Below are 24,658 nucleotides of genomic sequence, written 5' to 3'. Positions count from 1 at the left end.
CGACGACCGCAGCACATGAAACGGGAGAGGCCCCCATGTACCAGCAGATGATCTTCGTGAACCTGGCCACCAACGACCTCGACGTCTCCAAGAAGTTCTTCACCGGGCTGGGCTGGGAGCTCAACGCCCAGTTCAGCGACGACAGCACCGCCTCCTTCCCGGTGAGCGACACGATCGTCGTGATGGCGCACACGCCCGAGAAGTACCTCCAGTTCACCAAGAAGGACATCGCGGACTCGACGAAGACCAGCGAGGTGCTGATCGCGCTGAGCGCCGAGAGCCGCGAGAAGGTCGACGAGCTGGTGGAGAAGGCGGTGGCGGCCGGCGGCTCGGTCACCGGCGAGACGCAGGACCACGGCTTCATGTACGGCCGGGCCTTCGACGACCCCGACGGCCACACCTTCGAGGTCGTGTGGATGGACCCGGCGGCGGTCCAGGGCTGATCAGGGCGCATGCCTAGCATGGGCGGGTGGATCAGACATCCGATCAGACACCCGCCCGGCGCAGGGCCCGGTCACCGCAAGGGTCACCGTCACTGTCACAGTTCCAGTCCCACCACGCCCCGCACGACCGGGAGATCGAGAGCCTCGACGAGTTCGACCGCGTCGTCTCGGCACCCGGATCCCTCGCCCACCACCGCGTCCAGGCCGTCGACCTGACGGACCGTACGGACGCGCTGCTGGCCGCCGACCCCACGGGCGCCGTCTTCCTCGGCTGTCCGATGGAGCCCGGCGCGGCCGCCCGGGTCCGCGCCGCCGGCGCCCTGGTCTTCCCTCCCATACCGGGCCTCCCCTTCGACCCCTACCGGGGGCGCGTCTACTCGCCCGACGAGCTGTTCGCCCGCCTCGACGAGGGCTACGAGGCGACACCGGACGCCCTCGCGTACGACTGGTTCCGGCAGACCAAGGCCGACGGGGACGTGTTCGCCTCCATGCTGCGCGCGATCCACGACGACGCCGTCTCGGACGCGCTGGACGAACTCGTCGCCGACGCCCGGGTGGTGGGCATCATGGGCGGCCACGCCATGGCGCGCGGCACCCCGGAGTACTCGGGTGCCGCGCGTCTGGGCCGTGAACTGGCCCGTGCGGGGTTCATGGTGGCCACGGGCGGCGGTCCCGGCGCGATGGAGGCCGCGAACCTCGGCGCGTACGCCGCCCCGTTCGACGACGGCATGCTGGACGAGGCCCTGATGCTGCTCGCCAAGGTCCCGTCGTTCGCACCGTCGGTCACGGACTGGGCGCGATCCGCGTTCGAGGTGCGCGAACGCCGGCCCGGCGGCGGCGCCTCGATCGGCATCCCGACCTGGTTCTACGGTCACGAACCGCCCAACGCCTTCGCCACACACATCGCCAAGTACTTCGCCAACGCCACCCGTGAGGACGGCCTCCTGGCCCGCTCCACGGCGGGTGTGGTGTTCCTGCCGGGCGCGGCCGGCACCTTGCAGGAGATCTTCGACAACGCGACGCCGAACTACTACGAGTCGCGCGGCGAACCCACTCCCATGGTGCTCGTGGACCGGGAGCACTGGACCGAGACCCTGCCGGCGTGGCCGCTGCTGCGGTCGCTGGCGAAGGGGCGGGCGATGGAGTCTCGAATCGCGCTGGTTGGCCGGATCGATGAGGCTCCCGAGGCGCTGAAACGTGTCGGCGGTTAATAAGACGGCAAAGTCAACCGCCCTGAGCGGCATATGCGTTGACACTTCTTACGTCCCGCTTATAGACCAGTGAGGCTCATGGGGGTGCTGATGCCGCGTCATCGAGCGTCGGCGCCCTCACCACCCCCCCGCATCCGCGCTCCCGTAAAGGACAAACGTGGCAGTCCTGTCCATAATCAGCCGTACGGCATCCCGCCGAGGCGTCCGCGCCCTCGGCGTCGTCGCCGCCTCCGCGGCCCTGGCGCTCAGCGCTTCCGGCTCCGCCCTCGCGTGCAACATCAACGAGTTCTCCGCCAAGGCCCAGTGCGATGGCGACAACGGTGTCATCACCGTCACCGACGTGGACCCGACCGGTGTTCCGGCCACCATCACCGTCACCCTCAAGAGCACCGGTGAGCAGGTCGGTCAGGAGACGGTCAAGGGGTCCAGGGAGGGCACCACCGTCGACTTCGCCGTGGACTGGAAGCCGAACACGGACTACCGGGTCCACGTCAAGGCCGACAGGTACGTCGACGAGTTCATCGAGCCGGACGTCACGACGCCGTCGACGCCCTGCAAGACCGAGGACACCTCGTCCCCGACGCCGACCCCGTCGGAGAGCTCCTCGACCCCGTCCGACGAGACGGAGTCCCCGGCGCCCGAGCCGTCCACGTCGGCCCCCGCGCCGTCGCAGCCGGAGAGCAGCGCGCCGGCGGCCGCGCCGAGCGACAACGCCCCGTCCCCGGCGGCCGGTGACTCCAACCTCGCCGAGACCGGTGCCAACTCCAACACCGGCATGATCGCCGGTGTCGCGGCGGCCCTGGTCGTCGTCGGTGGCGGTGCCGTCTTCTTCGGCCTGCGCCGTCGCGGAGCGAACAGCAACCGCTGACGCCCGCACACCGGTTCACCCAGCGGTGGCCCGTCCCGGTCCGGGGCGGGCCACCGTCGCGTCAGCCGAACGTCGCCCTTTCCAGCCAGAGTTCGAGCAGCTTGCGGTCACCGAGCACCTCGAGTCCCGGATCGTCCAGCGACAGCCGGCCGTAGAAGCCCAGCAGCACGTCCGTGAGCGGCCCGCGCAGCGCCACGGAGGCCGTCTCGTGGCCGCGGCGCCAGACGATGCCCTCCTCGGGAAGCTCGACGAACCACTCGGCGTTCAGTTCGGCCGGGGTGTCGGTGGCGTGCAGGTGAATGCTGCTGCCCGGGGCGCGCAGCTCCTTCGCCGCCGCGCCGGGAAGTGCCCGCTGCACGAACCGTACGATGTCCAGCCACTCGTCGATCGCGTCGGCCGCCACCTCGGGCGCGACCGGCTGGACGGGCAGGCCCGCCGCCAGGGCCGCGTCCGCCCCGTGGACGACGAGTTCGTGGGTCATCCGCCGCGCCCAGAAGCCCGCCCGGTCGTCGCCGGCCCACGACCACACCCGCGCCTGCGGACCGGCCTCCCGCAGCGCGCCCACGAGCTTCTCGCCGGACTCCGCCAGCCACGCGTCCAGCGCCGCCGCCTCCCCGGTCGCCGCGGGGCCCTCGGCGCCCGGCACCCGGTCCGTCGGGACGTTCTCCTCGGCGCGGGTGCCGACGATCAGCCCGGTCCAGCGCAACGCCCCTCCCACGTGCCGCACCAGGTCCTCCAGGGACCACTCCGGGCAGGTCGGCACGGTGGCGGCCAGATCCGCGCCGGACGTGACCACCGCCCCGAGCCGGCCCACCTGGTGAAGGATTTCGTCGCAGTAGCGGTCATGTGCGAGGAATGTCATGCGGTCACCCTACGAGCGGAACGGCCCCCGTCCGAGCACGACGATTTCGGCCGCGTCGAACTCCACCCCCACCGCGTCCCCGACCTCCGGCGCCGCCCGCAACGCACACGCCGCCTCCAAGCGGGGCGCGCCCTCGGGCTGGAGGTGGACGGCGACGTGCGTGCCGCGGAAGGTGCGGGCCGTGACCGTGCAGCGCAGGCCCTCGTCGGCGGGGACGACGCGGACCCCGGCCGGCCGCACGAGCACCGTCCGCGTGCCCTGCGGGGCGTCCTCGGGGACCGGCAGCATGCCCCACGGGGTGTCCGCGGCCGGCCCGGAGACCGACGCCTCGGCCACATTGTCGAATCCGAGGAAACGGGCCACGAACGCGTCCGCCGGCCGCTGCCACACCTCCAGAGGCGTTCCCGACTGGGCGATCCGCCCGTCCCGCATCACCACGACCCGGTCGGCGAGCGCGAACGCCTCGCCCTGGTCGTGCGTGACGGCCAGCACCGTGGTGCCCAACCGCGCGAACAGCTCCCGCAGTTCCACCACGAGCCGCTCCCGCAGCGAGCGGTCCAGCTGGCCGAGGGGCTCGTCCAGCATCAGCAGCCGCGGCCGGGGCGCCAGGGCCCGGGCCAGCGCCACTCGCTGCTGCTCACCGCCGGAAAGCGCGGCGACGGACCGGCGGGCGGCGTCCGGCAGCCCGACCAGCCCCAGCAACTCCCCCACCCGGTCCCGCTGCTCGGCCCGGGAGGCGCCGCGCATCCGCGGTCCGAAGGCGACGTTCCCGGCCACGTCCCGCTGCGGGAACAGCTGGTGGTCCTGGAACATCAGCCCGACCTCGCGCCGGTGCGCGGGCACTCCGGTCTGGTCCCGCCCGTCCAGCACCACCCGCCCGGCGTCCAGCGGCTGGAGTCCGGCGACCGCCCGCAGGAGCGTCGACTTGCCGCTGCCGCTGGGCCCGAGCACACACACCACCTCATGCTCGGCGACCGCCAGGTCCACGGCGTCGAGCACGGCCCGCCCGCCGAAGCGGACGGTGCCGCCTTCCAGGCTCAGCAGGCTCGACGGCACGGGCGGCCCGGACGGCCCGGACGGCCCGGACGGCCTAGACGGCATAGACGGCATGGACGGCATGTCAGAACTCCCCGCTCCGGTCGGTCCGCAGCCGCTCCAGCACCACCAGGGCCACGGCGCACACCAGCATCAGAATCGTCGACAGGGCCATCGCCTGGCCGTAGTTCATCTCTCCCGGCCGGCCCAGCAGCCGCGCCACGGCGACCGGCAGGGTCGGGTTGTCGGGCCGTGCGATGAAGACGGTCGCCCCGAACTCGCCGAGCGACACGGCGAAGGCGAACCCGGCCGCGACCAGCAGCGCCCTCCGCGCCATCGGCAGGTCCACCTCGCGCCACACCCGCCACGGCGACGCGCCCAGCACCGCCGCAGCCTCCCGCTGCCGGCCGTCCACCGCCCGCAGGACCGGCAGCATGGTGCGTACGACGAAGGGGACGCCCACCAGCGCCTGCGCGAGCGGCACCAGGATCCAGGACGATCTGAGGTCCAGCGGGGGTTCGTCCAGCGCGATGAGGAAACCGAAGCCGACCGTCACCGCCGACACCCCGAGCGGCAGCATCAGCAGGGCGTCGAATCCTCGCACGAAGCGGCCCGCGTCGCGCCGGGCGAGCGCGGACGCGGCCAGCGCGCCGATCACCACGGCGATGACGGTCGCGTCGGCGGCGTACTGCAGGGAGTTGCCGATCGCCTCGATCGGCGGGACGAGGAAGGTGCCGCCGTCCTCCCGGGTCAGCGCGCGGTAGTAGCCGAACCCGGAGGCGCCCAGTGACCGCTGGACCAGCACCGCGAGCGGCAGCACCAGCAGGACGGCGACGACGCCCAGGACCCCGGCCAGCAGCGCCCACTGCCCGGCTCCGCGCGGCCGACGCGCGGTCGTGGCCGCGTCGACCAGCCGGAGGGCGCTCTCGCGGCGCCGTACCGTCCAGGCGTGCACGGCGAGGACGGCGGCGACGGCCGCGAACTGGATCAGCGTCAGCACGGCGGCCGTGGACAGGTCGAAGACCTGGGAGGTCTGGCGGTAGATCTCCACTTCGAGGGTGGAGAAGGTGGGGCCGCCGAGGATCTGGACGACACCGAAGGAGGTGAAGGTGAACAGGAAGACCATCAGCGCGGCGGCGGCCACGGCGGGCGCCAGCGCGGGCAGCGTCACCTGCCGCCAGGCCCGCAGCCGCGAAGCACCCAGCATCCGCGCGGCCTCCTCCTGCCGCGGGTCGAGCTGCGCCCACAGGCCGCCGACGGTGCGGACGACGACGGCGTAGTTGAAGAAGACGTGCGCGAGCAGGATCGCCCACACCGTGGTGTCCAGGCGCAGGCCCCACAGCTCGTCGAGCAGCCCGCCGCGCCCGACCAGCGCCAGGAAGGCCGTGCCGACGACGACCGTCGGCAGCACGAACGGCACCGTCACCACGGCCCTCAGCACCTGTTTGCCGGGGAAGTCGAAGCGGGCGAAGACGTACGCGCCGGGCAGCGCGATCAGCAGCGTGAGCGCGGTGGACGCCAGCGCCTGCCAGGTGGTGAACCACAGGACGTGCCGCACGTCGGACTGCGCGAGCACGTCCCCGATCCGGCCGAGCCGCCAGACCCCGTCGACCTTGAGACCGCGCGCGACGATGGCGGCGACAGGGTAGGCGAAGAACACCGCGAAGAACGCGACGGGCACGGCCATGAGGCCGAGCCGCGCCGCGCTCCCGCGCGCGGTACCCGCCTGCTTGCCCGGGTGGCTCACTTCAGTACGAGCGAGGTCCACGACTTGACCCACTGGTCGCGGTTGTCGGCGATCTTCGCCGGGTCGAGGGTCTGCGGGTCCTTCGCCTGCGGCCCGAACTTCGAGAACGCCTCGGGGACCCGCGCGTCCTCCCGCACCGGGTAGACGAACATGTTCAGCGGCATGTCCTCCTGGAAGGACTTGCTCAGCAGGAAGTCGAGGAGCGCCTTGCCGCCCTCGGGGTTCTTGGCGTTGCTGAGCAGGCCCGCGTACTCGACCTGCCGGAAGCAGGTGCCGTGAGCGACGCCGGTGGGGGCGGTGTCCGGCTGCGGATCGGCGTAGACGACCTCGGCGGGCGGGGAGGAGGCGTAGGAGACGACGAGGGGCCGGTCGCCCTTGGCCTTCTTGCCGCCCGCCGAGCCGGAGAACTCCTCGTTGTACGCCTGCTCCCAGCTGTCGACGACCTTGACGCCGTTGGCCCGCAGCTTCTTCCAGTAGCCCTCCCAGCCTTCGTCGCCGTACTGGGCGGCGGTGCCGAGCAGGAACCCGAGACCCGGCGAGGAGCTGCCCGCGTTCTCGGTGACGAGCAGGTCCTTGTACTCGGGCTTGACGAGGTCGTCGAAGGACTTGGGCGGGGTCAGCCTGTGCTCGCTGAACCAGGCCTTGTCGTAGTTGACGCAGATGTCGCCCGTGTCGATGGGCGTGACCCGGTGCTTGTCCTGGTCGGTCCGGTACTCGGGCCGGACCCGGTCCGAGCCCTTGGCCTCGTACGGCTGGAACAGGCCGTTGTCGAGGGCGCGGGACAGCAAGGTGTTGTCGACACCGAAGAAGACGTCGCCCTGCGGGTTGTCCTTGGTCAGGACGGCCTTGTTGACGGCCTGCCCGGCGTCGCCGTCCTTGAGGACCTTGACCTTGTAGCCGGACTCCTTCTCGAAGGCGGCGACGACGTCCTTCGACGCGGCCCACGAGTCGTGGCTGACCAGGGTCACGGTCTTGGCGCCGCCGGAGCCGCTGCCGGCGCCGTCGGACGACGATCCGCAGGCGGCCAGGGTGCCGACCATGCCGAGGCCGACGGCCAGGACACTGACCTTCTTGGTGATGCTCACTGAATTCCTCCTGGGTGACCAGGAGAAGACGCGGCCCCGCCCGGGACCCCTGGCGAGGGTCCCGGGCAGGGCGCAACAGCTCGAGTGGTGACCGATCTCCCTACCCAGAATGACCTGGGCCAGGTTCGGAGGGTCTGCGGCCGGTGCCGCACTCTCAGCGCTGTGGCGCTCCCCTGTCGGAATATGAAGATGTGACTGTGCTGACGTACTTCCGCCGGTCAGGTTACCGCTCGCTCGCGGCGAGCTGACCACACGCCCCGTCGATCTCCTGTCCGCGGGTGTCCCGGATCGTCACCGGCACACCGTGCGCCGCGATCGCCTCCACGAACGCCTTCTCGTCCTCGGGCCGGGACGCGGTCCACTTGCTGCCGGGCGTGGGGTTGAGCGGGATCAGGTTGACGTGCACGGGCTTGCCCTTGAGCAGCCTCCCGAGACGGTCACCGCGCCAGGCCTGGTCGTTGATGTCGCGGATCAGGGCGTACTCGATGGACAGCCGGCGCCCGGACTTCGCCGCGTACTCGAACCCGGCGTCCAGCACCTCGCGCACCTTCCACCGCGTGTTGACGGGCACGAGGGTGTCGCGCAGCTCGTCGTCGGGGGCGTGCAGGGAGATGGCGAGGCGGCACTTGAAGCCCTCGTCGGCGAAACGGTGGATCGCCGGGACCAGGCCGACCGTGGAGACGGTGATGCCGCGCTGGGAGAGCCCGAGACCGTCCGGCTCGGGGTCGGTGAGGCGACGGATGGAGCCGACGACGCGGTTGTAGTTGGCCAGGGGCTCGCCCATGCCCATGAACACGATGTTGCTGAGCCGCGCGGGGCCTCCCGGAACCTCGCCGTCCCTGAGCGCCCGCATGCCGTCCACGATCTGGTGCACGATCTCGGCCGTGGACAGGTTGCGGTCGAGACCGGCCTGGCCGGTGGCGCAGAACGGGCAGTTCATCCCGCAGCCGGCCTGGGAGCTGATGCACATGGTCACCCGGTCCGGGTAACGCATGAGGACGGACTCGACGAGCGTCCCGTCGAACAGCTTCCACAGCGTCTTGCGCGTGGTCCCCTGGTCGGTGGACAGGTGCCGCACGACCGTCATCAGCTCGGGCAGCAACGCTTCCCGCAGCCCTTCGCGGGAACCGGCGGGGATGTCGGTCCACTGCTCGGGCGCGTGCGCGTACCGCGCGAAGTAGTGCTGCGAGAGCTGCTTGGCGCGAAACGGCTTCTCACCGATCGCGGCGACAGCCTCCTTGCGCTCGGCAGGCGTGAGATCGGCAAGGTGCCGCGGCGGCTTCTTGGCTCCGCGCGGCGCGACGAATGTGAGTTCTCCGGGCTTAGGCATGGCTGTACCAGTGTGGCAGACATACGGAGAGGGACCCGCCGCCCTGTGGACAACGGGTCCCTCTCCGAAGAACCAGCAGATCAGACCCACCGTGCGGGAGGGGACCGACCAGATCACCCGGACCCGACGAAGATCACCAGCAGCAGCCACACCACCGGTGCCGTCGGCAGCAGGGAGTCCAGCCGGTCCATGATGCCGCCGTGGCCCGGCAGGAGGGTGCCCATGTCCTTGATGCCGAGGTCACGCTTGATCATGGACTCGCCGAGGTCGCCCAGGGTGGCGCTGACGGCGACCGCGAGGCCGATCAGGAGACCCTGCCACCAAGTGCCGTCGTCGATCAGGAACTGCATACACAGCGCGCCCGCCACCATCGCGAACGCCACCGCACCGAGCAGCCCCTCGCGGGTCTTGCCCGGGCTGATGCGCGGGGCGAGCTTCTTCCTGCCGAAGCGCCAGCCGACGGCGTAGGCCCCGGTGTCGCTGACGACCGTCAGTATCAGGAAGACGAGGACGCGCCAGGCGCCGTCGTCGGCCATCAGCATCATGGCGACGAACGTGGCCAGGAACGGCACGTAGAACGCGGCGAACAGCCCTGCGGTGACGTCTTTGAGGTATCCCTCGGGCGGCTCGGTCATCCGCCAGACGAGGACCGCGAGCGCCGTCAGCGCCATGGCGACCCACGCCCCCTCGGCGCCGCGCGCGTAACCGGCGACCACCATCGCCGCGCCGCCGACGGCGAGCGGCACGAGGGGCGCCTTGATGCCCTTGCGCTCCTCCAGCCGCTTGGTCAGCTCCCACAGGCCCACGACGACGGCGACCGCGATCACGCCGACGAAGACTTCCTTGACGACGAACAGCGACGCGATGATCACCACGCCGAGGCCGACGCCGACCCCTATCGCGGCCCCCAGGTCACGCCCCGCGCTCTTCTTCTGCGGCGGCTGGGGCTGCGCCGGCTGCGGGACGTCGGGCATGGGCTCCGGATTCCGCGGCACCGCCGCATACGGCTGCGCCGACGTGCTCGGGTCGCGATACGGCTCGTCGCGAACGGGCTGGTCGTGGAACGGCTCGTCCCGGAACAAGGGACCGCTCAGCCGAGCGGTCCCCTGGTCGTCGTCCTGGTCTCCGCCGTGTTCGGGTACGTCGGGCACGATGGGCATGGGGCGAGTCTGCTGCGCGTAGTGCGCATCGTACGCGGGACCCGCCGGGGCGGCGCCCTGGACGGGTCCCTGGTCGGACGGCCCCCAGTACCCGGCTTGTGGCGGCGCTCCCCAGGAAGAGTCGTTCATCAGACCTCGAGCAGCTCAGCTTCCTTGTGCTTCAGGAGCTCGTCCACCTGCGCGACGTACTTGGCGGTGGTGTCGTCGAGTTCCTTCTCGGCACGACGGCCCTCGTCCTCGCCGACCTCGCCGTCCTTGATGAGCTTGTCGATGCCGTCCTTGGCCTTCCGGCGCACGGAGCGGATCGAGACCTTGGCGTCCTCGCCCTTGCCCTTGGCGACCTTGATGTACTCGCGGCGGCGCTCCTCGGTCAGCTCGGGGAACACCACTCGGATGATGTTGCCGTCGTTGCTCGGGTTGACGCCCAGGTCGGAGTCGCGGATCGCCTGCTCGATGTTGCGCAGGGCGCTCTTGTCGAAGGGGGTCACCACGGCCATGCGCGGCTCGGGCACGGAGAACGAGGCCATCTGGTTGATCGGCGTCGGCGCGCCGTAGTAGTCGGCCACGATCTTGTTGAACATCGCCGGGTGCGCACGGCCGGTGCGGATCGCGGCGAAGTCCTCCTTGGCGACCACGACGGCCTTCTCCATCTTCTCCTCGGCCTCGAGGAGGGTCTCTTCGATCACCACTTGCTCCTGCGTGTCTTGAGTAGGCCCGGCTGCGGTCCCCTGTCGGAGCTGCGGCCGGCTGCGTCGCGTTCTTCCTGCACGGTTCCCGACCGGCGGGACATTGTCCATCCCCCGGCCCGGTCCCGTCCCGTCCGTCCCCCGGACAGGTGGCGTCCGCGGACGGGGGGTGTTCTCCGGTCAGTCCCGGCTGCCCTGGTCACCCACAAGCGTGCCGATCTTCTCACCCTTGACGGCGCGGGCGATATTGCCCTCCTTCAACAGCTCGAAGACCACGATCGGGAGGCTGTTGTCACGGCAGAGGGTGACGGCCGTGGCGTCGGCGACCTTCAGGTCGCGGGTGATGACCTCGCCGTAGCCGAGCGCGTCGAACTTCACGGCGTCCGGGTTGGTCTTCGGGTCGGAGTCGTAGACACCGTCCACGCCGTTCTTGCCCATGAGCAGCGCCTCGGCGTCGATCTCGAGGGCGCGCTGCGCGGCGGTGGTGTCGGTGGAGAAGTAGGGCATGCCCATACCGGCGCCGAAGATGACCACGCGGCCCTTCTCCAGGTGGCGCACGGCGCGCAGCGGGATGTAGGGCTCGGCGACCTGGCCCATGGTGATGGCGGTCTGCACGCGGCAGTCGACGCCCTCCTTCTCCAGGAAGTCCTGGAGGGCCAGGCAGTTCATCACGGTGCCGAGCATGCCCATGTAGTCGGAGCGGGCGCGGTCCATGCCGCGCACCTGCAGCTCGGCGCCGCGGAAGAAGTTGCCGCCGCCGATGACGATCGCGATCTGGGCGCCGTCCCGGACGACGGCCGCGATCTCGCGGGCGATGGCGTGCACCACGTCGGGGTCGACGCCCAGGCCCCCACCGCCGGAGAAGGCCTCTCCGGACAGCTTCAGCATGAAGCGGCCGCGTACTTTGCCGTCGTCGCTCTTCTCGGCCTTGGTGGTCATGGAGATCTCGCCTCTTTTACGTGGGTCACACACACGAAGAAGGCCACTGCCGGCGGGGGCGGGTTTCGCATCCCATACGCGGCAATGGCCTCCTCGTCAGATCTGCTGTCGTCCGTCGCCACGCGCGCGTACGCAACCGCATACGCGAACGGCGCCGACGACTGCTGTCGACCCTACCGGGGTCGCACGTCCGTCGCGGTACGGACTCAGATGCCGACCTTGATGCGCGAGAAGCGCTTCAGGCTGACACCGGCCTCTTCCAGCACCTTCTGGACGGACTTCTTGTTGTCCAGGGCGTAGGGCTGGCCGAGCAGGGTGGCGTCCTTGAAGAAGCCGTTGAGGCGACCCTCGACGATCTTCGGCAGGGCGGCCTCGGGCTTGCCCTCGGCGCGGGTGGTCTCCTCGGCGACGCGACGCTCGGTCTCGACGACCTCGGCCGGCACGTCCTCCTTGGAGAGGTACTTCGGCGCGAAGGCGGCGATGTGCTGGGCGACGCCCTTGGCGATCTCGGCGTTGGGCTTGTCCAGCTCGACGAGGACACCGATCTGCGGGGGCAGGTCGGGCATCGTGCGGTGCATGTACGCGGTCACGTAGCCGCCGGAGAACTGCGCGAAGCGATCCAGGACGATCTTCTCGCCGAGGTTGGCGTTGGCCTCGTCGACGTACGCCTGGACGGTCTTGCCGGCCTCGATCTCGGAGGCGAGCAGGGCCTCGAGGTCGGCCGGGGCGACCTTGGCGACGTGCTCGGCGATGGTCTTGGCGACCGTCTGGAACTTCTCGCCCTTGGCGACGAAGTCCGTCTCGCACTTCAGCTCGACGATGACACCCGAGGTGTTGTCGTCGGCGATGATCGAGACGACGGCGCCGTTCTCGGCAGAGCGGCCCTCGCGCTTGGCGACGCCCTTCTGGCCCTTGATGCGGAGCGCCTCGACGGCCTTCTCGACGTTGCCCTCGGCCTCGTCCAGCGCCTTCTTGCAGTCCATCATGCCGGCGCCGGTGAGCTCGCGGAGCTTCTTGACGTCGGCGGCGGTGTAGTTCGCCATGATTCCGGAATCTCTCTCGAAGTCTGAAGATCTACGGGCCGGACGGCGGGGGCTTCGTGGGCCCCCGCCGTCCGGCACCCGAAGGTGGTGAGGGGTCAGGCCTGCTCGGCGTCCGCGGCCGGAGCCTCGGCGGCCGGAGCCTCGGCGGCCGGAGCCTCGGCGGCCGGGGCGGCCTCGGCAGCCGGGGCCTCGGCGGGCTTCTCGGCGGCCTCGGCGTCGTCCTTCTTCTCGGCCTTCTCGCCCTCGAGCAGGTCGCGCTCCCACTCGGCGAGCGGCTCGCCGGCGGCCTTCTCGCCCTTGGCGCCACCGGCGGCACCGGAGCGGGCGATGAGGCCCTCGGCGACGGCGTCGGCGATCACGCGGGTGAGCAGGGTGACGGAGCGGATCGCGTCGTCGTTGCCCGGGATCTTGTAGTCGACCTCGTCGGGGTCGCAGTTGGTGTCGAGGATGGCGACGACCGGGATGTTGAGCTTCCGGGCCTCGCCGACCGCGATGTGCTCCTTCTTGGTGTCCACGATCCAGACGGCGCTGGGCACCTTGGACATCTCGCGGATACCGCCGAGGGTCTTCTCCAGCTTGGCCTTCTCGCGGGAGAGGACCAGCAGCTCCTTCTTGGTGAGGCCGGAGGCGGCCACGTCCTCGAAGTCGATCTGCTCGAGCTCCTTGAGGCGCTGCAGGCGCTTGTAGACGGTCGAGAAGTTGGTGAGCATGCCGCCCAGCCAGCGCTGGTTGACGTAGGGCATGCCGACGCGGGTGGCCTGCTCGGCGATGGCCTCCTGCGCCTGCTTCTTCGTGCCGACGAACATGACCGTGCCGCCGTGGGCGACGGTCTCCTTGACGAACTCGTAGGCGCGGTCGATGTACGACAGCGACTGGAGCAGGTCGATGATGTAGATGCCGTTGCGCTCCGTGAAGATGAAGCGCTTCATCTTCGGGTTCCAACGGCGGGTCTGGTGACCGAAGTGGACGCCGCTTTCCAGCAGCTCCCGCATCGTGACGACGGCCATGGCCGTATCTCCTTGGTTTTCTCGGTTGTGCCGCGCGAGCCGGACGGCTCCCGCGCCTGACGCCCGGATGCGCCTGCCACTAGGGACCGAGGGGCGCTGACACGGACCTGTGCGGGCCTCGTGTCGGGGCGTGCGAAGTCGACCCGGTGACCCGGATCGCCACCAGAAGTGTACGGGACCCGCGGGGTACCGGGTGACGCGGCTGTCCACAAGCGGTGCGCGGTCCACAGGCTCGGGCGGGGATCGGCCCTGGTGCGGGACGGTGCTCGCATGCGAACGAGGCGATGGGTGCGTGGACGGGCCTGGCTGCCGGTGCTGCCGGCCGCACCGGCCGTCATGACGGTCATGACCGTCCTGGCCGTACTGGGAGCACTGGGAGTACTGGCCGCGGGGCCGCCGGGGCGGACTCCGACGGCGGCGCCGGCGGTCGCGGTCGCGGCCGCCGTGTCGGGCCGCGGGGCGGCCGCTACACCGAGGGGCGCGGCACCGGAGGTCGCACGGAGGGTGCCCGATCCGGGGGTACCGGCGGTGGCCCGCAACTGGCCGGCCGGGGTCCGGCCCGCGGTCCTGCGGGGCTGGGAGCCCCCGGCGACCCCCTACGGACCGGGCCACCGCGGCGTGGACCTCGCCGCCGCGGGCGGGACGCCGGTGCGGGCGGTGGCCGCGGGGCGGGTGTCGTTCGCGGGGCCGGTCGCGGGCCGGGGCGTGGTCTCGCTGGAGCTGGCGGGGACGGGTGATCCGCCCCTGCGGACGACGTACGCGCCGGTCGAGGCGGTGGTGGAGGAGGGCGACGGGGTGGCGGCCGGGGAGGTGCTCGGCTCGGTGCAGCCGACGGGCTCGCACTGCACGGGCTGCCTGCACTGGGGCCTGCTGCGGGGTGACGTCTATCTGAACCCGCTGTCCCTGCTCCCGCCGTGGCTGCTGGACACCGGTCCGTCGAGGCTGCTGCCGGTACTGGGGGTGCCGTTGCCCGGCCTCGCGGGGGTCAGCCCCGTACGCCCCGCAGCGCCATGGAGACGGCCGCTTCCGTGATGGCCGCCGGCTCCTCGGCCGCGCCCAGCTCGATCCGCCGTACGGCCGCGTCCACGACGCCCTGGAGGAGCATCGCCGCCAGTCGCGGCTGTCCGTGCCCCAGCTCGCCGAGCGCATCGACGATCATCGCGATCAGCCCGCCGTGCGCGGCCCGGATCTTCTCCCGCGCGCCGGCGTCCAGCTCGCTCGCGGAGATGGCCACGACGGCCCGGTGCCGCCGGTCCCCGACCAGGTCGAGCTGGGTGCGCACATACGCCTCGACCTTGGCCTCGGGGGCCGTCTCTCGCTCCATGGCCGCTTCGACCTCCGCGGCCCAGACGGGGAAGTCGACGGCGCACAGCTCCTCGACGACGGCCGCCCGCGACCGGAAGTACTCGTAGACGGACGACCGGGCGAGACCCGTACGTTCGGCGAGGGCGGGGAAGGTCAGCGCCTCCGTCCCGCCGTCGGACAGCAGGGAGCGTGCCGCGTCCAGCAGGGCGGCACGCTGCATCGACCGGTGCTCGGCCACAGAGGCCGCTCGAATCCTTGGCACGTCACCACTTTACGGACGCGGCACCCCGGACGGGAGTCACTCGTCGGCCGGACGCCCGCCGACGGGCGGGCCGGTCGGGGCGGTCTCATGCCGTAAGTCCAGGTCAGCGGCCGAAGCCGGCAAGCTTGGCCCGCAGTTGCAACACCGACTTGGTGTGAATCTGACTGACCCTGCTCTCGGTCACGCCCAGCACGTTCCCGATCTCGGCGAGCGTGAGGCCCTCGTAGTAGTACAGCGTGACGACCGTCTTCTCCCGCTCCGGCAGCGTGTTGATCGCGCGGGCCAGGAGCCGTCGCAGCTCCCGGTCCTCGGCGACCTCCACCGGATTGTCGGCGGCGGTGTCCTCCAGCGTGTCCATCAGACTCAGCCGGTCGCCGCCCTCGCCGCCCGCGTGCAGCAACTCCTCCAGGGCCACCACGTTGGCCAGCGACAGCTGGCTGAAGACCGCGTGGAGGTCCTCCACGGCGATCCCCATCTCGACGGCCACCTCGCTCTCCGACGGGGTGCGGCGCAGCCGGGCCTCCAGCGTCGCGTACGCGCGTTCCACATTGCGCGCCTTCTGCCGCACCGACCGTGGGATCCAGTCCAGCGCACGCAGTTCGTCGATCATCGCGCCGCGGATCCGGGTGATCGCGTACGTCTCGAACTTGATCTCGCGGTCGACGTCGAACTTCTCGATGGCGTCGATCAGCCCGAACACTCCGGAGGAGACGAAGTCGGCCTGCTCGACGTTGGGCGGCAGTCCCACACTGACCCGGCCCGCCACGTACTTCACGAGGGGCGAGTAGTGCAGGATCAGTTGTTCCCGCAGCCGCTCGTCGCCGGTCGCCTTGTACGACCGCCACAGCTCGTCGAGCGTCGAGGGGGCGGACGGTCGCACGCTGCCACCGTCGCGGGCGGCTGGGGGGATCGCCGCCCGGTCGGACCCGGAGGTGTGCTGGGGCATTCGTCGCCTAGTGCCGTTCTGCCGTGATGTCGTGCGCTTGAGGCCGCCGGTCTGCTTTCTGGTGGTCACCTGCTGTCGGCCGTCTGCGTGGGGGCATCGTGAGCGTAGCGTGACTGAGCTGTCGCGGTGTGCGAAGGAGCGGGCGGCGCCCCTACGCAGATACGTTCCGCTGGACGCTCTACCGAGGGGACGGCGATCGCTCCGGGTGATCACTCGAATACCCCAACTGCCGGAATCCCCACGGGCGTCGGGCTTCCCCCGGACGGCCGAACACGGTGCGTCAGCACGGGTTGCGACCGCCGCGAATCGAGATCATCGCCTGGCGTGTCAACTTCCAGCCGTCGCCGTGTCGTTCGACGTAACCAAGCGCTCGAAGCTCGTACAGTCTCGCGGTCGCATCGTCCTTGGTGGTCTGGGCGCCGCGTGCCACCTCGGCCGCCGTCGCCGTTCCCCGCCCGGGGAGCCCCGCCAGTGTGCGGCGGGTCCGGGGCTCCAGGAGATCGGTGGGCAGGACCGGCCCGCGCCGCTCGGGTGGCAGCTCTCCCATGGCGCCGACCAGTTCGACCACCTCGGCGGCGTCGCCGACGAGCACCGCGTCGCCGCGCAGCAACTCGTGCACCCCCGCGGAGAGCGCGCTGGTCGCCGGTCCGGGGACGCCCATCACGTGCCGGCCCAGCCGCCGGGCCGCCCGGGCGGTGACCAGGGAACCGCTGCGACAGGCGGCCTCGACCACCACGGTGCCCCGGGTGAGCGCGGCGATGACCCGGTTGCGCAGGACGAATCTGCTCGGCGTCGGATGATCGCCCGGTGGCAGCTCCCCGACGACCAGGCCCTGCTCGGCGATCCTGGTGATCAGCGCCGTGTGTCCGGGAGGGTAGGAGCGGTCGACGCCGCAGGCGAGGACCGCCGCGGTGGCGCCGCCGGCGCCGAGGGCGCCCCGGTGTGCGGCGCCGTCGACGCCGTAGGCGCCGCCGGACACCACGACCCAGCCGCGCTCCGCCAGACCGGCGGCGAGGGTGGCGGCCATGTGGGCGCCGTACTCGGTGCAGGCGCGGGCCCCGACGACGGCGACCGACCGAAGCGCCCACATGCGCAGACTGGGCCCGCCGCGCACCCACAGCCCGAGTGGGCGGGCGTCACCGAGGTCGTCTAGCTGCCTCGGCCACTCTGCGGTCCCGGGGATCACGAACCGCGCCCCCGCGGACCGGGCGGCGGCCAGGTCACGATGCGGGTCGGCCTTGCCCGCCCGGGCACACAGGCCGGCCCACCGCTTCCCGCTCGCTCCCGGGAGGGCGCGTTGGCCCTCGCGCAGGCGCCGCACCACTTCCACGACACCGTGCTCCCGCACCCATCGCCCTCCGACCTCGTCCCCGGGTTCGAGAACCCTGGCGAGGAAGACCCGCCCGAGCAGCTCTGCATCCGCCGGCCCGTCACCCCAGGCTCCGCCGGAGCCCGGGCCGGAGCCCGAGCCAGGGCCGGAGCCCGAGTTCGGAGCGCCTGGCCCGCCGACGGCGCGGGCCCCGGCCGCGACGCCGCGTACGTCCCGGCCGCCTACTCCCGCCGAATCCTCCTCCCCGACCGCGCTGTCCCTCCCGACCGCGCCGCCTTCTCCACTCGCGCCGTCCTTCCCAGCCGCAGGGTCCGGCCCGGCCTCTCCGCCCCCTCCGGCCAAGCCTCGGTCCCCTACCGCGCTGTCCCTCCCGACCGAGAGATCCGGCCCGGCCGGGCCGTGGCTCACCACCGCGACGCGCTTCCCGGCCGCGAGGTCCGGTCCGGTCGAGCCGGACCCTCCGGTCGAGCCGGACCTCCCAACCTTGCGGCCCGCTCCGCTCGGGCCGTGCTTCCCCGCCGCGCCGTGCGTTCCGGCTTCGAGGTCCGGCCCGGCCGGGGCGGCAGCGTTCGATGTGTCGCCGCCCGTTGGGGCAATGCGCAATGTCGCGTCGCTCTTCTCCGCCTTTCCCCCGGGCGGAGCGCCGCCAAGGGGCACGGCGTCGGCGTCGAACAGGGCGTCGTCCGCGGGCGGCATGGCGTCCCCGTTCACGTCAGTGCTCCCAGGGCCATCGGGACGCCGCGCGGCACCCCGGTGCGCAGTTGCAGTGCGAGGGCGACGTCCCTCGGTTCGGGGCGGTCGTGACCGACGAGGTCCGCGACGGTCCAGGCGACGCGCAGGACGCGGTCGAGTCCGCGGGCGGTGAGGACACCGCGTTCCAGACTGCGCTCCGCCTCGTCCAGCGCGCCGGGCGCGGCGCGCCAGCGGCTGCGCAGCTCCCGGCCGGGCACCTCGCTGTTCGACCGCCACGGGGTGCCCGCGAGGCGGGCGGCCGCCCGCTCCTGGGCCGCGTGCACCCGGTCGGCGACCGTTGCGGTGGCATCGCCCCGGCGGCCGTTGCCCGCCAGCTGGCTGCGCGTGACCCGGTCCACCTCGACCCGCAGGTCGACGCGGTCGAGCAGCGGCCCCGACAGCCTGGCCTGGTAGCGGCGGATCGCCGAGGGCGGGCACTCGCACAACTCGTCGGTCTGCGAGAAGCGCCCGCAGGGGCACGGATTGGCGGCGAGCACCATCAGGAACCGCGCCGGGAAGCGCACCACCCCCGCGCTGCGCGCGATGACGACGTGCCCGGCCTCCAGCGGCTGACGCAGCGCGTCCAGGGCGTGACTGCTGAACTCCGGCGTCTCGTCCAGGAACAGGACACCTCGGTGTGCCAGCGACACGGCTCCCGGCCGTGCGGTGCCCGGGCCGCCGCCGACGAGGGCCTGCATCGTGGCGGAGTGGTGGGGAGCGCAATAGGGGGCCACGTCGATCAGGGGCTTGCCCGGCGGCAACAGCCCCGCCACCGAGTGCACGGCGGTGACCTCGAGGGACTCCGCCCGGCACAGTCGGGGCAGGATGGCGGGCAGCCGTTCGGCAAGCATGGTCTTGCCTGCGCCGGGCGGGCCCTCCAGGAACAGATGGTGGCGGCCGGCCGCGGCGACCTCCACCGCCGTGCGTGCCGACTCCTGTCCGACGACGTCGGCGAGGTCGTGGCCGTGGTCGTGGTGGGCCGCTCCCACACTGTGCATTCCGGTGGCCGCGCCGGTGCCGGGCATGCGCAGACCGGCCAGGAGCGGGTCGGGGCGGCCCTGCTGGGCCTGCTCCCGGTCCTCCTCCGGCACGGGTTCGTCGGCGAGGACGGCGATCAGCTGGCGCAGGCTGCGCACGCCGAGCACCGACACCCCCGGTACGAGGGACGCCTCGGCCGCGGCGCACTCCGGCACGACCACCTGTTCGTAGCCGGCGTCGGCCGCGGCCAGGACCGCCGGCAGGATGCCGCGCACCGGTCGCACCCGGCCGTCCAGCCCCAGCTCTCCGATCATCACGATGTCGGCGAGCACCCGCGGGTCGATCCGCTCCGCGGCGCCCAGGACGCTCGCGGCGACGGCGAGGTCGAAGCCGCTGCCGCTCTTGGGCACCGAGGCCGGGCTGAGTCCCACCGTCAGCTTCTTCTGCGGCCATTCCGCGCCCGAGTTGACCACGGCCGCCCGCACCCGGTCCCGGCTCTCCGTGAGGCTCTTGTCCGGCAGTCCCACCAGCGTGAACGCCGCCACGCCCGGTTCCAGGTCGGCCTGGACCTCCACCACCACGCCCTCGACGCCGACGAGCGCCACCGAGCACGTACGCGCGAACCCCATCACGCCACCCCCCGGGCGTGCTCGACCACGGGGGCGCCGCGCTGCGGGAGGAGGACGCCGACCAGGTCGATGCGCACGCCGCCGGGCGGAGCCCCTCCGTGGGTCTGGATCCAGCGCTCGGCGAGCCGCCGCAGCCGCTGCGCCTTGTCCGTGGTCACGGCGGCCATCGGGTGCTCGAAGGAGCCGACCCTGCGCGTCTTGACCTCGCAGACGACCAGGACGTCTCCGTCCCGGGCCACGATGTCGATCTCCCCGGTCCTGCCGCAGCGCCAGTTGCGCTCCAGCACGGTCATCCCGGCCCCGGTCAGCCGGCGGGCGGCGAGCGTCTCGCCGTACTTGCCCATCGCACCTCGTGCGTTCATGTCGGCACCACCTCCGGCGCCAACCATCACGCAGACGGGCCGATCCCGTCACTCACGGTGAAATACTCACCGGTTGTGGAAAACTCCGTCACCCGCCCGGAAGCTCCAGGTCGCTCTTGTTCAGCTCCTCGATATTCACGTCCTTGAACGTCAACACACGCACCTGCTTGACGAACCGGGCCGGCCGGTACATGTCCCACACCCAGGCATCAGCCATGGAGACCTCGAAGAACACCTCGCCCTGGACCGAGTGCACCTGCATCTCGTAGTCGTTGGTGAGGTAGAAACGCCGCTCGGTCTCGATCACGTATTTGAACAGACCGACGACATCGCGGTACTCCCGGTAGAGCTTGAGCTCCATCTCGGTCTCGTACTTCTCGAGGTCCTCGGCGCTCATGGCATGTTCCCCTTCAGCCGTGCGGGTCCCCCCATTGTGCGCCAGTCCCGTGCGCCCCTAGACGATTTCGGTGTCCAGGGTCACCGGGCCGGCCGGGGGGCCTTCGTCGAGCAGCGTGCGCAGCAGTTCGGCAAGTCTGGTCGGATACACCGTCTCATGTGCCCGGGTCAGTTCCTGACACGTCCACCAGCGCGCTCCGGCGACGCTGCGCCGCTCCAGTTCGGTGAGGCCGGGGCCGACCGCCTCGGCGGCGGTCCGGGCGGTGCGGGCCAGGTAGTACCACTCGTCCTGGTCCCAGCGGCGGCCCGCGAAGGGGAAGGAACACCTGCGCCGCCACAGCACCGGGCCGAGTTCGACGTCGGTGATGCCGGTCTCCTCCCGGAGCTCGCGCCGGGCGGCCTCGGCACGGGTCTCGTCGCCCTCCACGCCTCCGCCGGGCGTGAACCACCAGTCGTCGGCGGGGTCGTCCGGTTCGTGCCCGTGCAGGAGCAGGATGCGGTCGTCGGGGTCGAGCAGCACGACCCGGGCGACCCGGCGCAGTCCACCCTCGTAGGTGTCCTGTGCCGCCGGGGTCTCCTCAGCGGCCACCGGTGGGCTCCGCTCCCCTCCGGGCGCGGGAGGCCCCGGCCCGCTTGGCGAGCGGACCGTAGGCCGCGCCGCCCAGGATCAGCACGGCCCCGGCGATCACCAGCGCGACGACCGTCCGCAGTGGGCCCGGCGAGGACAGGTCGCCCAGCGTCTCGAAGCCGGTCGGCCGCTCCAGCATGCCGTTCATCGGCCAGGCAACGGCGTCCACGCGGGCGTCCACGGCGCCGCGCGACACGGTGCCGCGGGCCGCGTCGGTGAGGTGGGCGGTGGAGTCCACGGAGTTGTCGCGCTCGTCGCCCAGGAGGAACAGGCGGCCCTCCGGGACCTTCACCGTCTGGAAGTCGCTGATCTCGGCCGGGGTGCCGGCGGGCAGGTACGGCTCGTCGATCACCTTGCCGTTGACCTTCAGCCTGCCCTTCTGGCAGCAGGAGACGGTGTCCCCGCCGACGGCGACGACCCGCTTGACCATGGGCGCGTTGGCCCAGGACGCGTCGTTGAACACGACGACGTCGCCGCGGCGTACGTCGGCGCCGTCGATGCGCTGCGCCAGGACCCGGTCACCGGCGTCGATGGTCGGCGTCATCGAGCTGGTCGGCACGGTGTAGGGCCGGTAGACCACCGCGCCCCAGCCGAACCCGCCGAGGAACAGGACCAGGCCCAGCGCCACGGCGATGCCGGACAGCCGCTGCCCGGTCCGGCCGCCCGCCGGACGCCTGTTCGCCGCGCCGCCGCGCGGGACCGTACGTGTCGTGCTCTCGCCACCCATGGAGCCGCACCTTACCCGGCGGTACGCCGACGGGGCAGCCCCCTCCCGGCGACCGGAAGACGGCCGGAAGGGGGCTGTGCGAACCTCAGCGGGCTGCGGTGGGTTCAGCGGGTCTCGACCGGGGCGGTGCGGCGACGGCGCCACCAGACGAACGGGGCCACGCCGGCGAGCGCCAGGCCCTGGGGAGCGACCGACAGCGCGGCGGCGGCCGAGGACTGGGCCTGGGCCTGCAGGCCGTCCTGGCTGAAGGTGTCCGGGACCGGCAGGGTGCTCCAGCGGTCCATCGGCCAGGCGACCACGATGGCGCGGCCGACGACCTCGTCCACCGGGACCATGCCGCCGTTCTTGTCCGACTGGTTGTAACGCGAGTCCCGGGAGTTCTGCCGGTGGTCGCCCATGACCCAGATTTTGCCCTCGGGCACCGTGACCTTGAACCGGCCGCCCTGGTCGTCGTCCGAGCACGGCGTGTTGCCCGGGTAGACGTACGGCTCGTTCAGCGCCTTGCCGTTGACCTTGAGCGGGCCGGTCTTGTTGCACTCGACCGTGTCGCCGGCCACGCCGATGACGCGCTTGATCAGGTCCTTCTCCTCCGCGGACGGCATCAGGCCGATCCAGCTGAGGACGGTCTGGAGCGCGTTCGGGTCGGGCGTCGGCTCGCCCGCCAGCCAGTCGGCCGGGTCGTGGAAGACGACGACCTCACCACGCTCGGGTTCGGACCCGAACCAGGGGGTCAGCTTGTCGACCAGGACCCGGTCACCGATCTGCAGGGTGTTCTCCATCGAGGAGGACGGGATCGAGAACGCCTGCACCAGGAACGTCTTGATCAGCAGGGCGAGCACCAGTGCGATGCCGATCAGGATCGGCAGTTCCTTCCAGAAGGAGCGCTGCTTCTTGGCCGTGGGAGGTGTCGCGGGCGGTGTCCCGCCGACCCCCTCCTCCTCGGTCTCGCCGTTGTGCCCGTCCTGGCCGCTCTGTCCGTTCGTCACCCTGCCGTCCTCGGTTCCGGAGCCGTACCCGGAGTCCGGGGCGCCGACCGCCGCCGGCCCGGCCGTCTCCTCGGGGCGTCCGCGGTTCTCCTCGCCGTCGTGTCCGGACCGTGCGCCGACCGCCACATCCCCCACGCCAACTCCTCACTCTCTGCCGCCGCCTGCCCCGGATACGGCGCAGGCCCACCACTCCCATAACGAGCGGGAGTTCCGCAGGGGTCGGGAGTTCCACCATCGCGTTCGGATCGTAGGGGGCAACCCTATGCGACAGCCCGGGAGCGGCGGTCGAACCGGAGGCCGAGTCGGACACGGCCGCGTACGTTTTCGGTTCGTCCAGGGCGGTCCAGTGACCGAACGGCCATGCGATCACCATGGCCCGGCCCACCACCTCGTCCTGGGACACCGTGCCGAAGTCGGTCTCCTGGTGGACGCGCGAGTCGGCGGAGTTGGACCGGTGGTCGCCCATCACCCACAGCCGCCCCTCGGGGACGGTGACGTCGAACGGCGTCCGGGACGGAACGTCTCCGGGGTACAGGTAGTCCTCGTTCAGGGCAACGCCGTTGACGGTGACGCGGCCCTGTTTGTCGCAGCACTTGACGTGGTCCCCGCCCACGCCGACGACCCGTTTGATGAGATCCTTCTCGTCGTCGGACGGCAGCAGCCCGATGAAGGCGAGGCCTTCCTTGATCTGCTTGACGACGACGGGGTCGTCCTTCTTGGTGGTCTGTTCGCCCTGGAGCCAGCCGCCGGGGTCCCGGAAGACGACGACGTCCCCGCGCTGCGGTTCGGAGCCGAACCAGGGGGTGAGCTTGTCCACCAGGACCCGGTCGCCGATCCGGATGGTCTGCTCCATGGAGCCCGACGGGATCACGAAGGCCTGGACGAGGAAGGTCTTGAGCACCAGCGCTATGAGGACCGCGACGCCGACGAGGAGCGGGATCTCCTTGACGGCGCCGCGTCTGCGCCGCCGTTTGACCTTGCGCTGGAGCTTGCGGCGCTCGGCGCGCGAGCGGCCGCCGGACGGCGAGGTGGTGCGCCTCGAACCGGTGGGCAGCAGATTCTCCGTGGGGCTGCTGGGCGCTCCCCGCGGCTTGCCCCGGCTACCCATCGGCGTCCTTGGCGCGCGCAGCGCCAACACCCGCACTCGCACTCGCACCAGCACCAGCACCAGCACCAGCACCAGCACCAGCCGCGGAGCCTGCCCCGGCCCCGGCCCCGGCCCCGGAAGCCTCCCCGCTGCCCGTCTCCGCGTCCGGTACGCGCGCGTAGGCGTCGGGGCGGTCGAGGTGGGTGGCGTGGCCGAAGGGCCAGACGATCCAGTCGGCGCGGCCGATCACCTCGTCCAGGGGGACCATCCCACCGCCCGGGGAGCCCAGGTGGTCGCGGGAGTCGCTGGAGTCGGCTCGGTGGTCGCCGAGGACGAAGAGGGTGCCGTCGGGGACGACGACGTCGAAGGGGACCGTGGACGGGCGGTCGCCGGGGTGCAGGAAGGCCGACTCGTCGACCGACTGGCCGTTCACCCGGATCCTCCCCTCCTCGTCGCAGCACACCACGTGGTCCCCGCCCACACCGACAACGCGCTTGATGTAGTCGCCGTGCCCGAAGAGCCCGGTGCCGTCGAAGACGACGATGTCGCCCCGCTGCGGGCGGTCATCGAAACGGTACGCCAACTTGTTTACGAGAACGCGGTCACCGATCCTCAATCCACGCTCCATCGATCCGCTCGGGATCTGGAACGGCTGCAGCACAAAGGTGCTGAGCAGCAGCAGGAACAGCAGGAGGGCCAGCAGGGTCACGGTGATCCGGCCGCCCGGCACCCAGTCGGTGATCCGTCCCGTGAACGCGGAACGCGACCGGTCCTCCGGGCCTTCCGGATCCGAGGGCTGCTCGGAGTCGGAGGGGCGGGAGGAGCGGTCGCGCTCCGTGTGCTGTGCTTCGGTGTCCATCGGGGCCAGATGCTA

At 71.6% G+C, this 24,658-nt stretch carries 24 protein-coding genes, 1 pseudogene and 1 riboswitch; of the genes and pseudogenes, 4 read left to right on the top strand and 21 right to left on the bottom strand.

All coding sequences use genetic code 11. The annotated features are described in order from the left end of the window. Nucleotides 1-35: 35 nt before the first annotated feature. The 3 genes from AB0P07_RS12585 (at nucleotide 36) to AB0P07_RS12575 (ending at nucleotide 2,522) form a co-directional block, all read left to right on the top strand. Nucleotides 36-443 carry a VOC family protein gene (locus AB0P07_RS12585; RefSeq protein WP_365548964.1) on the top strand — a complete coding sequence of 136 codons (408 nt, stop codon included), beginning with the start codon at nucleotides 36-38 and terminating at the stop codon, nucleotides 441-443. 26 nt (nucleotides 444-469) lie between these two features. Beyond that, nucleotides 470-1,654, top strand: a complete 1,185-nt coding sequence (locus AB0P07_RS12580; protein ID WP_365548961.1) for an LOG family protein — start codon at nucleotides 470-472, stop codon at nucleotides 1,652-1,654. A 157-nt stretch (nucleotides 1,655-1,811) separates the two neighbouring features. Continuing rightward, the gene (locus AB0P07_RS12575) at nucleotides 1,812-2,522 is read left to right on the top strand and encodes an LAETG motif-containing sortase-dependent surface protein (RefSeq protein ID WP_365548959.1); all 711 of its coding nucleotides are present in this window, start codon (nucleotides 1,812-1,814) and stop codon (nucleotides 2,520-2,522) included. Nucleotides 2,523-2,583: 61 nt separating this feature from the next. Here the strand turns inward: AB0P07_RS12575 and AB0P07_RS12570 are convergent, their stop codons facing one another. The 10 genes from AB0P07_RS12570 to rpsB all read right to left on the bottom strand — a co-directional run bounded on the left by AB0P07_RS12570 (nucleotide 2,584) and on the right by rpsB (nucleotide 13,416). Next, entirely contained in the window at nucleotides 2,584-3,384 is an 801-nt protein-coding gene (locus AB0P07_RS12570) for a maleylpyruvate isomerase family mycothiol-dependent enzyme (protein WP_365548956.1), read from the bottom strand. Nucleotides 3,385-3,393: 9 nt separating this feature from the next. After that, the gene (locus tag AB0P07_RS12565; RefSeq protein ID WP_365548953.1) at nucleotides 3,394-4,440 is read right to left on the bottom strand and encodes an ABC transporter ATP-binding protein; all 1,047 of its coding nucleotides are present in this window, start codon (nucleotides 4,438-4,440) and stop codon (nucleotides 3,394-3,396) included. 64 nt (nucleotides 4,441-4,504) lie between these two features. Continuing rightward, nucleotides 4,505-6,106 (bottom strand): iron ABC transporter permease, encoded by a 1,602-nt coding sequence (locus AB0P07_RS12560; RefSeq protein WP_365549280.1) that lies wholly within the window; start codon nucleotides 6,104-6,106, stop codon nucleotides 4,505-4,507. Between the two features lie 56 nt (nucleotides 6,107-6,162). Continuing rightward, complete coding sequence (locus tag AB0P07_RS12555) at nucleotides 6,163-7,251, bottom strand: thiamine ABC transporter substrate-binding protein (RefSeq protein WP_365548950.1); 1,089 nt, start codon at nucleotides 7,249-7,251, stop codon at nucleotides 6,163-6,165. A gap of 79 nt (nucleotides 7,252-7,330) precedes the next feature. Then, nucleotides 7,331-7,436: riboswitch (TPP riboswitch) on the bottom strand. A gap of 38 nt (nucleotides 7,437-7,474) precedes the next feature. Next, nucleotides 7,475-8,581: a 23S rRNA (adenine(2503)-C(2))-methyltransferase RlmN gene (gene rlmN / locus AB0P07_RS12550; protein WP_102929471.1), complete on the bottom strand. Its 1,107-nt coding sequence runs from the start codon at nucleotides 8,579-8,581 to the stop codon at nucleotides 7,475-7,477. 113 nt (nucleotides 8,582-8,694) lie between these two features. Then, nucleotides 8,695-9,870: a phosphatidate cytidylyltransferase gene (locus tag AB0P07_RS12545; RefSeq protein WP_365548946.1), complete on the bottom strand. Its 1,176-nt coding sequence runs from the start codon at nucleotides 9,868-9,870 to the stop codon at nucleotides 8,695-8,697. After that, nucleotides 9,870-10,427, bottom strand: a complete 558-nt coding sequence (frr, locus tag AB0P07_RS12540) for a ribosome recycling factor (protein WP_102929476.1) — start codon at nucleotides 10,425-10,427, stop codon at nucleotides 9,870-9,872. The genes AB0P07_RS12545 and frr overlap by 1 nt, the downstream gene beginning before the upstream one ends. A gap of 180 nt (nucleotides 10,428-10,607) precedes the next feature. Then, the gene (pyrH, locus tag AB0P07_RS12535) at nucleotides 10,608-11,366 is read right to left on the bottom strand and encodes a UMP kinase (RefSeq protein ID WP_007444937.1); all 759 of its coding nucleotides are present in this window, start codon (nucleotides 11,364-11,366) and stop codon (nucleotides 10,608-10,610) included. A gap of 206 nt (nucleotides 11,367-11,572) precedes the next feature. After that, nucleotides 11,573-12,409 (bottom strand): translation elongation factor Ts, encoded by an 837-nt coding sequence (gene tsf / locus AB0P07_RS12530; protein WP_102929473.1) that lies wholly within the window; start codon nucleotides 12,407-12,409, stop codon nucleotides 11,573-11,575. A gap of 95 nt (nucleotides 12,410-12,504) precedes the next feature. Further along, on the bottom strand, nucleotides 12,505-13,416 hold the full coding sequence (rpsB, locus tag AB0P07_RS12525) for a 30S ribosomal protein S2 (RefSeq protein ID WP_362344690.1): 912 nt from the start codon (nucleotides 13,414-13,416) through the stop codon (nucleotides 12,505-12,507). 270 nt (nucleotides 13,417-13,686) lie between these two features. Between rpsB and AB0P07_RS12520 the strand changes: the two genes are divergently transcribed. Then, nucleotides 13,687-14,448, top strand: a complete 762-nt coding sequence (locus tag AB0P07_RS12520) for a M23 family metallopeptidase (protein WP_365548941.1) — start codon at nucleotides 13,687-13,689, stop codon at nucleotides 14,446-14,448. Here the strand turns inward: AB0P07_RS12520 and AB0P07_RS12515 are convergent. The 11 genes and pseudogenes from AB0P07_RS12515 to lepB (AB0P07_RS12465) all read right to left on the bottom strand — a co-directional run bounded on the left by AB0P07_RS12515 (nucleotide 14,402) and on the right by lepB (AB0P07_RS12465) (nucleotide 24,643). Continuing rightward, complete coding sequence (locus AB0P07_RS12515) at nucleotides 14,402-14,959, bottom strand: helix-turn-helix domain-containing protein (protein WP_365549277.1); 558 nt, start codon at nucleotides 14,957-14,959, stop codon at nucleotides 14,402-14,404. The genes AB0P07_RS12520 and AB0P07_RS12515 overlap by 47 nt on opposite strands. Before the next feature lie 127 nt (nucleotides 14,960-15,086). Continuing rightward, on the bottom strand, nucleotides 15,087-15,929 hold the full coding sequence (whiG, locus tag AB0P07_RS12510) for an RNA polymerase sigma factor WhiG (protein WP_061442316.1): 843 nt from the start codon (nucleotides 15,927-15,929) through the stop codon (nucleotides 15,087-15,089). Between the two features lie 280 nt (nucleotides 15,930-16,209). Then, nucleotides 16,210-17,340 carry a DNA-processing protein DprA gene (dprA, locus tag AB0P07_RS12505; RefSeq protein ID WP_365549274.1) on the bottom strand — a complete coding sequence of 377 codons (1,131 nt, stop codon included), beginning with the start codon at nucleotides 17,338-17,340 and terminating at the stop codon, nucleotides 16,210-16,212. 626 nt (nucleotides 17,341-17,966) lie between these two features. Continuing rightward, the gene (locus AB0P07_RS12500; protein ID WP_365548938.1) at nucleotides 17,967-19,598 is read right to left on the bottom strand and encodes a YifB family Mg chelatase-like AAA ATPase; all 1,632 of its coding nucleotides are present in this window, start codon (nucleotides 19,596-19,598) and stop codon (nucleotides 17,967-17,969) included. Next, on the bottom strand, nucleotides 19,598-19,960 hold the full coding sequence (locus AB0P07_RS12495; protein WP_365548935.1) for a YraN family protein: 363 nt from the start codon (nucleotides 19,958-19,960) through the stop codon (nucleotides 19,598-19,600). Before AB0P07_RS12495 ends, AB0P07_RS12500 begins: the two co-directional genes overlap by 1 nt. An 88-nt stretch (nucleotides 19,961-20,048) precedes the next feature. Next, a complete protein-coding gene (locus tag AB0P07_RS12490) occupies nucleotides 20,049-20,357 on the bottom strand; it encodes a DUF2469 domain-containing protein (RefSeq protein ID WP_003965949.1) in 309 nt (102 codons plus the stop codon). A gap of 57 nt (nucleotides 20,358-20,414) precedes the next feature. After that, nucleotides 20,415-20,945, bottom strand: coding sequence for an NUDIX hydrolase (locus AB0P07_RS12485; RefSeq protein ID WP_365548932.1), 531 nt, complete (start codon nucleotides 20,943-20,945; stop codon nucleotides 20,415-20,417). Further along, complete coding sequence (gene lepB / locus AB0P07_RS12480) at nucleotides 20,935-21,711, bottom strand: signal peptidase I (RefSeq protein ID WP_365548929.1); 777 nt, start codon at nucleotides 21,709-21,711, stop codon at nucleotides 20,935-20,937. The genes AB0P07_RS12485 and lepB (AB0P07_RS12480) overlap by 11 nt, the downstream gene beginning before the upstream one ends. A gap of 104 nt (nucleotides 21,712-21,815) precedes the next feature. Then, entirely contained in the window at nucleotides 21,816-22,832 is a 1,017-nt protein-coding gene (gene lepB / locus AB0P07_RS12475) for a signal peptidase I (protein ID WP_365548927.1), read from the bottom strand. After that, nucleotides 22,726-23,805: pseudogene (lepB, locus tag AB0P07_RS12470) on the bottom strand (signal peptidase I); the annotation flags it as partial. The gene lepB (AB0P07_RS12475) and the pseudogene lepB (AB0P07_RS12470), both read right to left, overlap by 107 nt. After that, on the bottom strand, nucleotides 23,798-24,643 hold the full coding sequence (gene lepB / locus AB0P07_RS12465) for a signal peptidase I (protein WP_365548924.1): 846 nt from the start codon (nucleotides 24,641-24,643) through the stop codon (nucleotides 23,798-23,800). The pseudogene lepB (AB0P07_RS12470) and the gene lepB (AB0P07_RS12465), both read right to left, overlap by 8 nt. Nucleotides 24,644-24,658 lie beyond the last annotated feature (15 nt).

Origin of the sequence: Streptomyces sp. NPDC085944, from assembly GCF_040686295.1 — a bacterium.
GTDB lineage: Bacteria > Actinomycetota > Actinomycetes > Streptomycetales > Streptomycetaceae > Streptomyces > Streptomyces salinarius.
Note: the sequence above shows the minus strand (reverse complement) of the source record. Positions and strands in the feature narration are given on the sequence as shown.

Excerpts from the sequence above, each read along its gene's own strand:
- AB0P07_RS12520 (WP_365548941.1), top strand. The coding sequence starts at position 13,687 with ATGCGAACGAGGCGATGGGTGCGTGGACGGGCCTGGCTGCCGGTGCTG.
- AB0P07_RS12585 (WP_365548964.1), top strand. The coding sequence starts at position 36 with ATGTACCAGCAGATGATCTTCGTGAACCTGGCCACCAACGACCTCGAC.
- lepB (WP_365548929.1), bottom strand. The coding sequence starts at position 21,711 with ATGGGTGGCGAGAGCACGACACGTACGGTCCCGCGCGGCGGCGCGGCG.
- AB0P07_RS12545 (WP_365548946.1), bottom strand. The coding sequence starts at position 9,870 with ATGAACGACTCTTCCTGGGGAGCGCCGCCACAAGCCGGGTACTGGGGG.
- tsf (WP_102929473.1), bottom strand. The coding sequence starts at position 12,409 with ATGGCGAACTACACCGCCGCCGACGTCAAGAAGCTCCGCGAGCTCACC.
- AB0P07_RS12500 (WP_365548938.1), bottom strand. The coding sequence starts at position 19,598 with ATGGGGTTCGCGCGTACGTGCTCGGTGGCGCTCGTCGGCGTCGAGGGC.
- whiG (WP_061442316.1), bottom strand. The coding sequence starts at position 15,929 with ATGCCCCAGCACACCTCCGGGTCCGACCGGGCGGCGATCCCCCCAGCC.
- AB0P07_RS12570 (WP_365548956.1), bottom strand. The coding sequence starts at position 3,384 with ATGACATTCCTCGCACATGACCGCTACTGCGACGAAATCCTTCACCAG.
- pyrH (WP_007444937.1), bottom strand. The coding sequence starts at position 11,366 with ATGACCACCAAGGCCGAGAAGAGCGACGACGGCAAAGTACGCGGCCGC.
- AB0P07_RS12490 (WP_003965949.1), bottom strand. The coding sequence starts at position 20,357 with ATGAGCGCCGAGGACCTCGAGAAGTACGAGACCGAGATGGAGCTCAAG.
- AB0P07_RS12560 (WP_365549280.1), bottom strand. The coding sequence starts at position 6,106 with ATGGCCGTGCCCGTCGCGTTCTTCGCGGTGTTCTTCGCCTACCCTGTC.
- rpsB (WP_362344690.1), bottom strand. The coding sequence starts at position 13,416 with ATGGCCGTCGTCACGATGCGGGAGCTGCTGGAAAGCGGCGTCCACTTC.
- rlmN (WP_102929471.1), bottom strand. The coding sequence starts at position 8,581 with ATGCCTAAGCCCGGAGAACTCACATTCGTCGCGCCGCGCGGAGCCAAG.
- lepB (WP_365548924.1), bottom strand. The coding sequence starts at position 24,643 with ATGGACACCGAAGCACAGCACACGGAGCGCGACCGCTCCTCCCGCCCC.
- AB0P07_RS12495 (WP_365548935.1), bottom strand. The coding sequence starts at position 19,960 with ATGAACGCACGAGGTGCGATGGGCAAGTACGGCGAGACGCTCGCCGCC.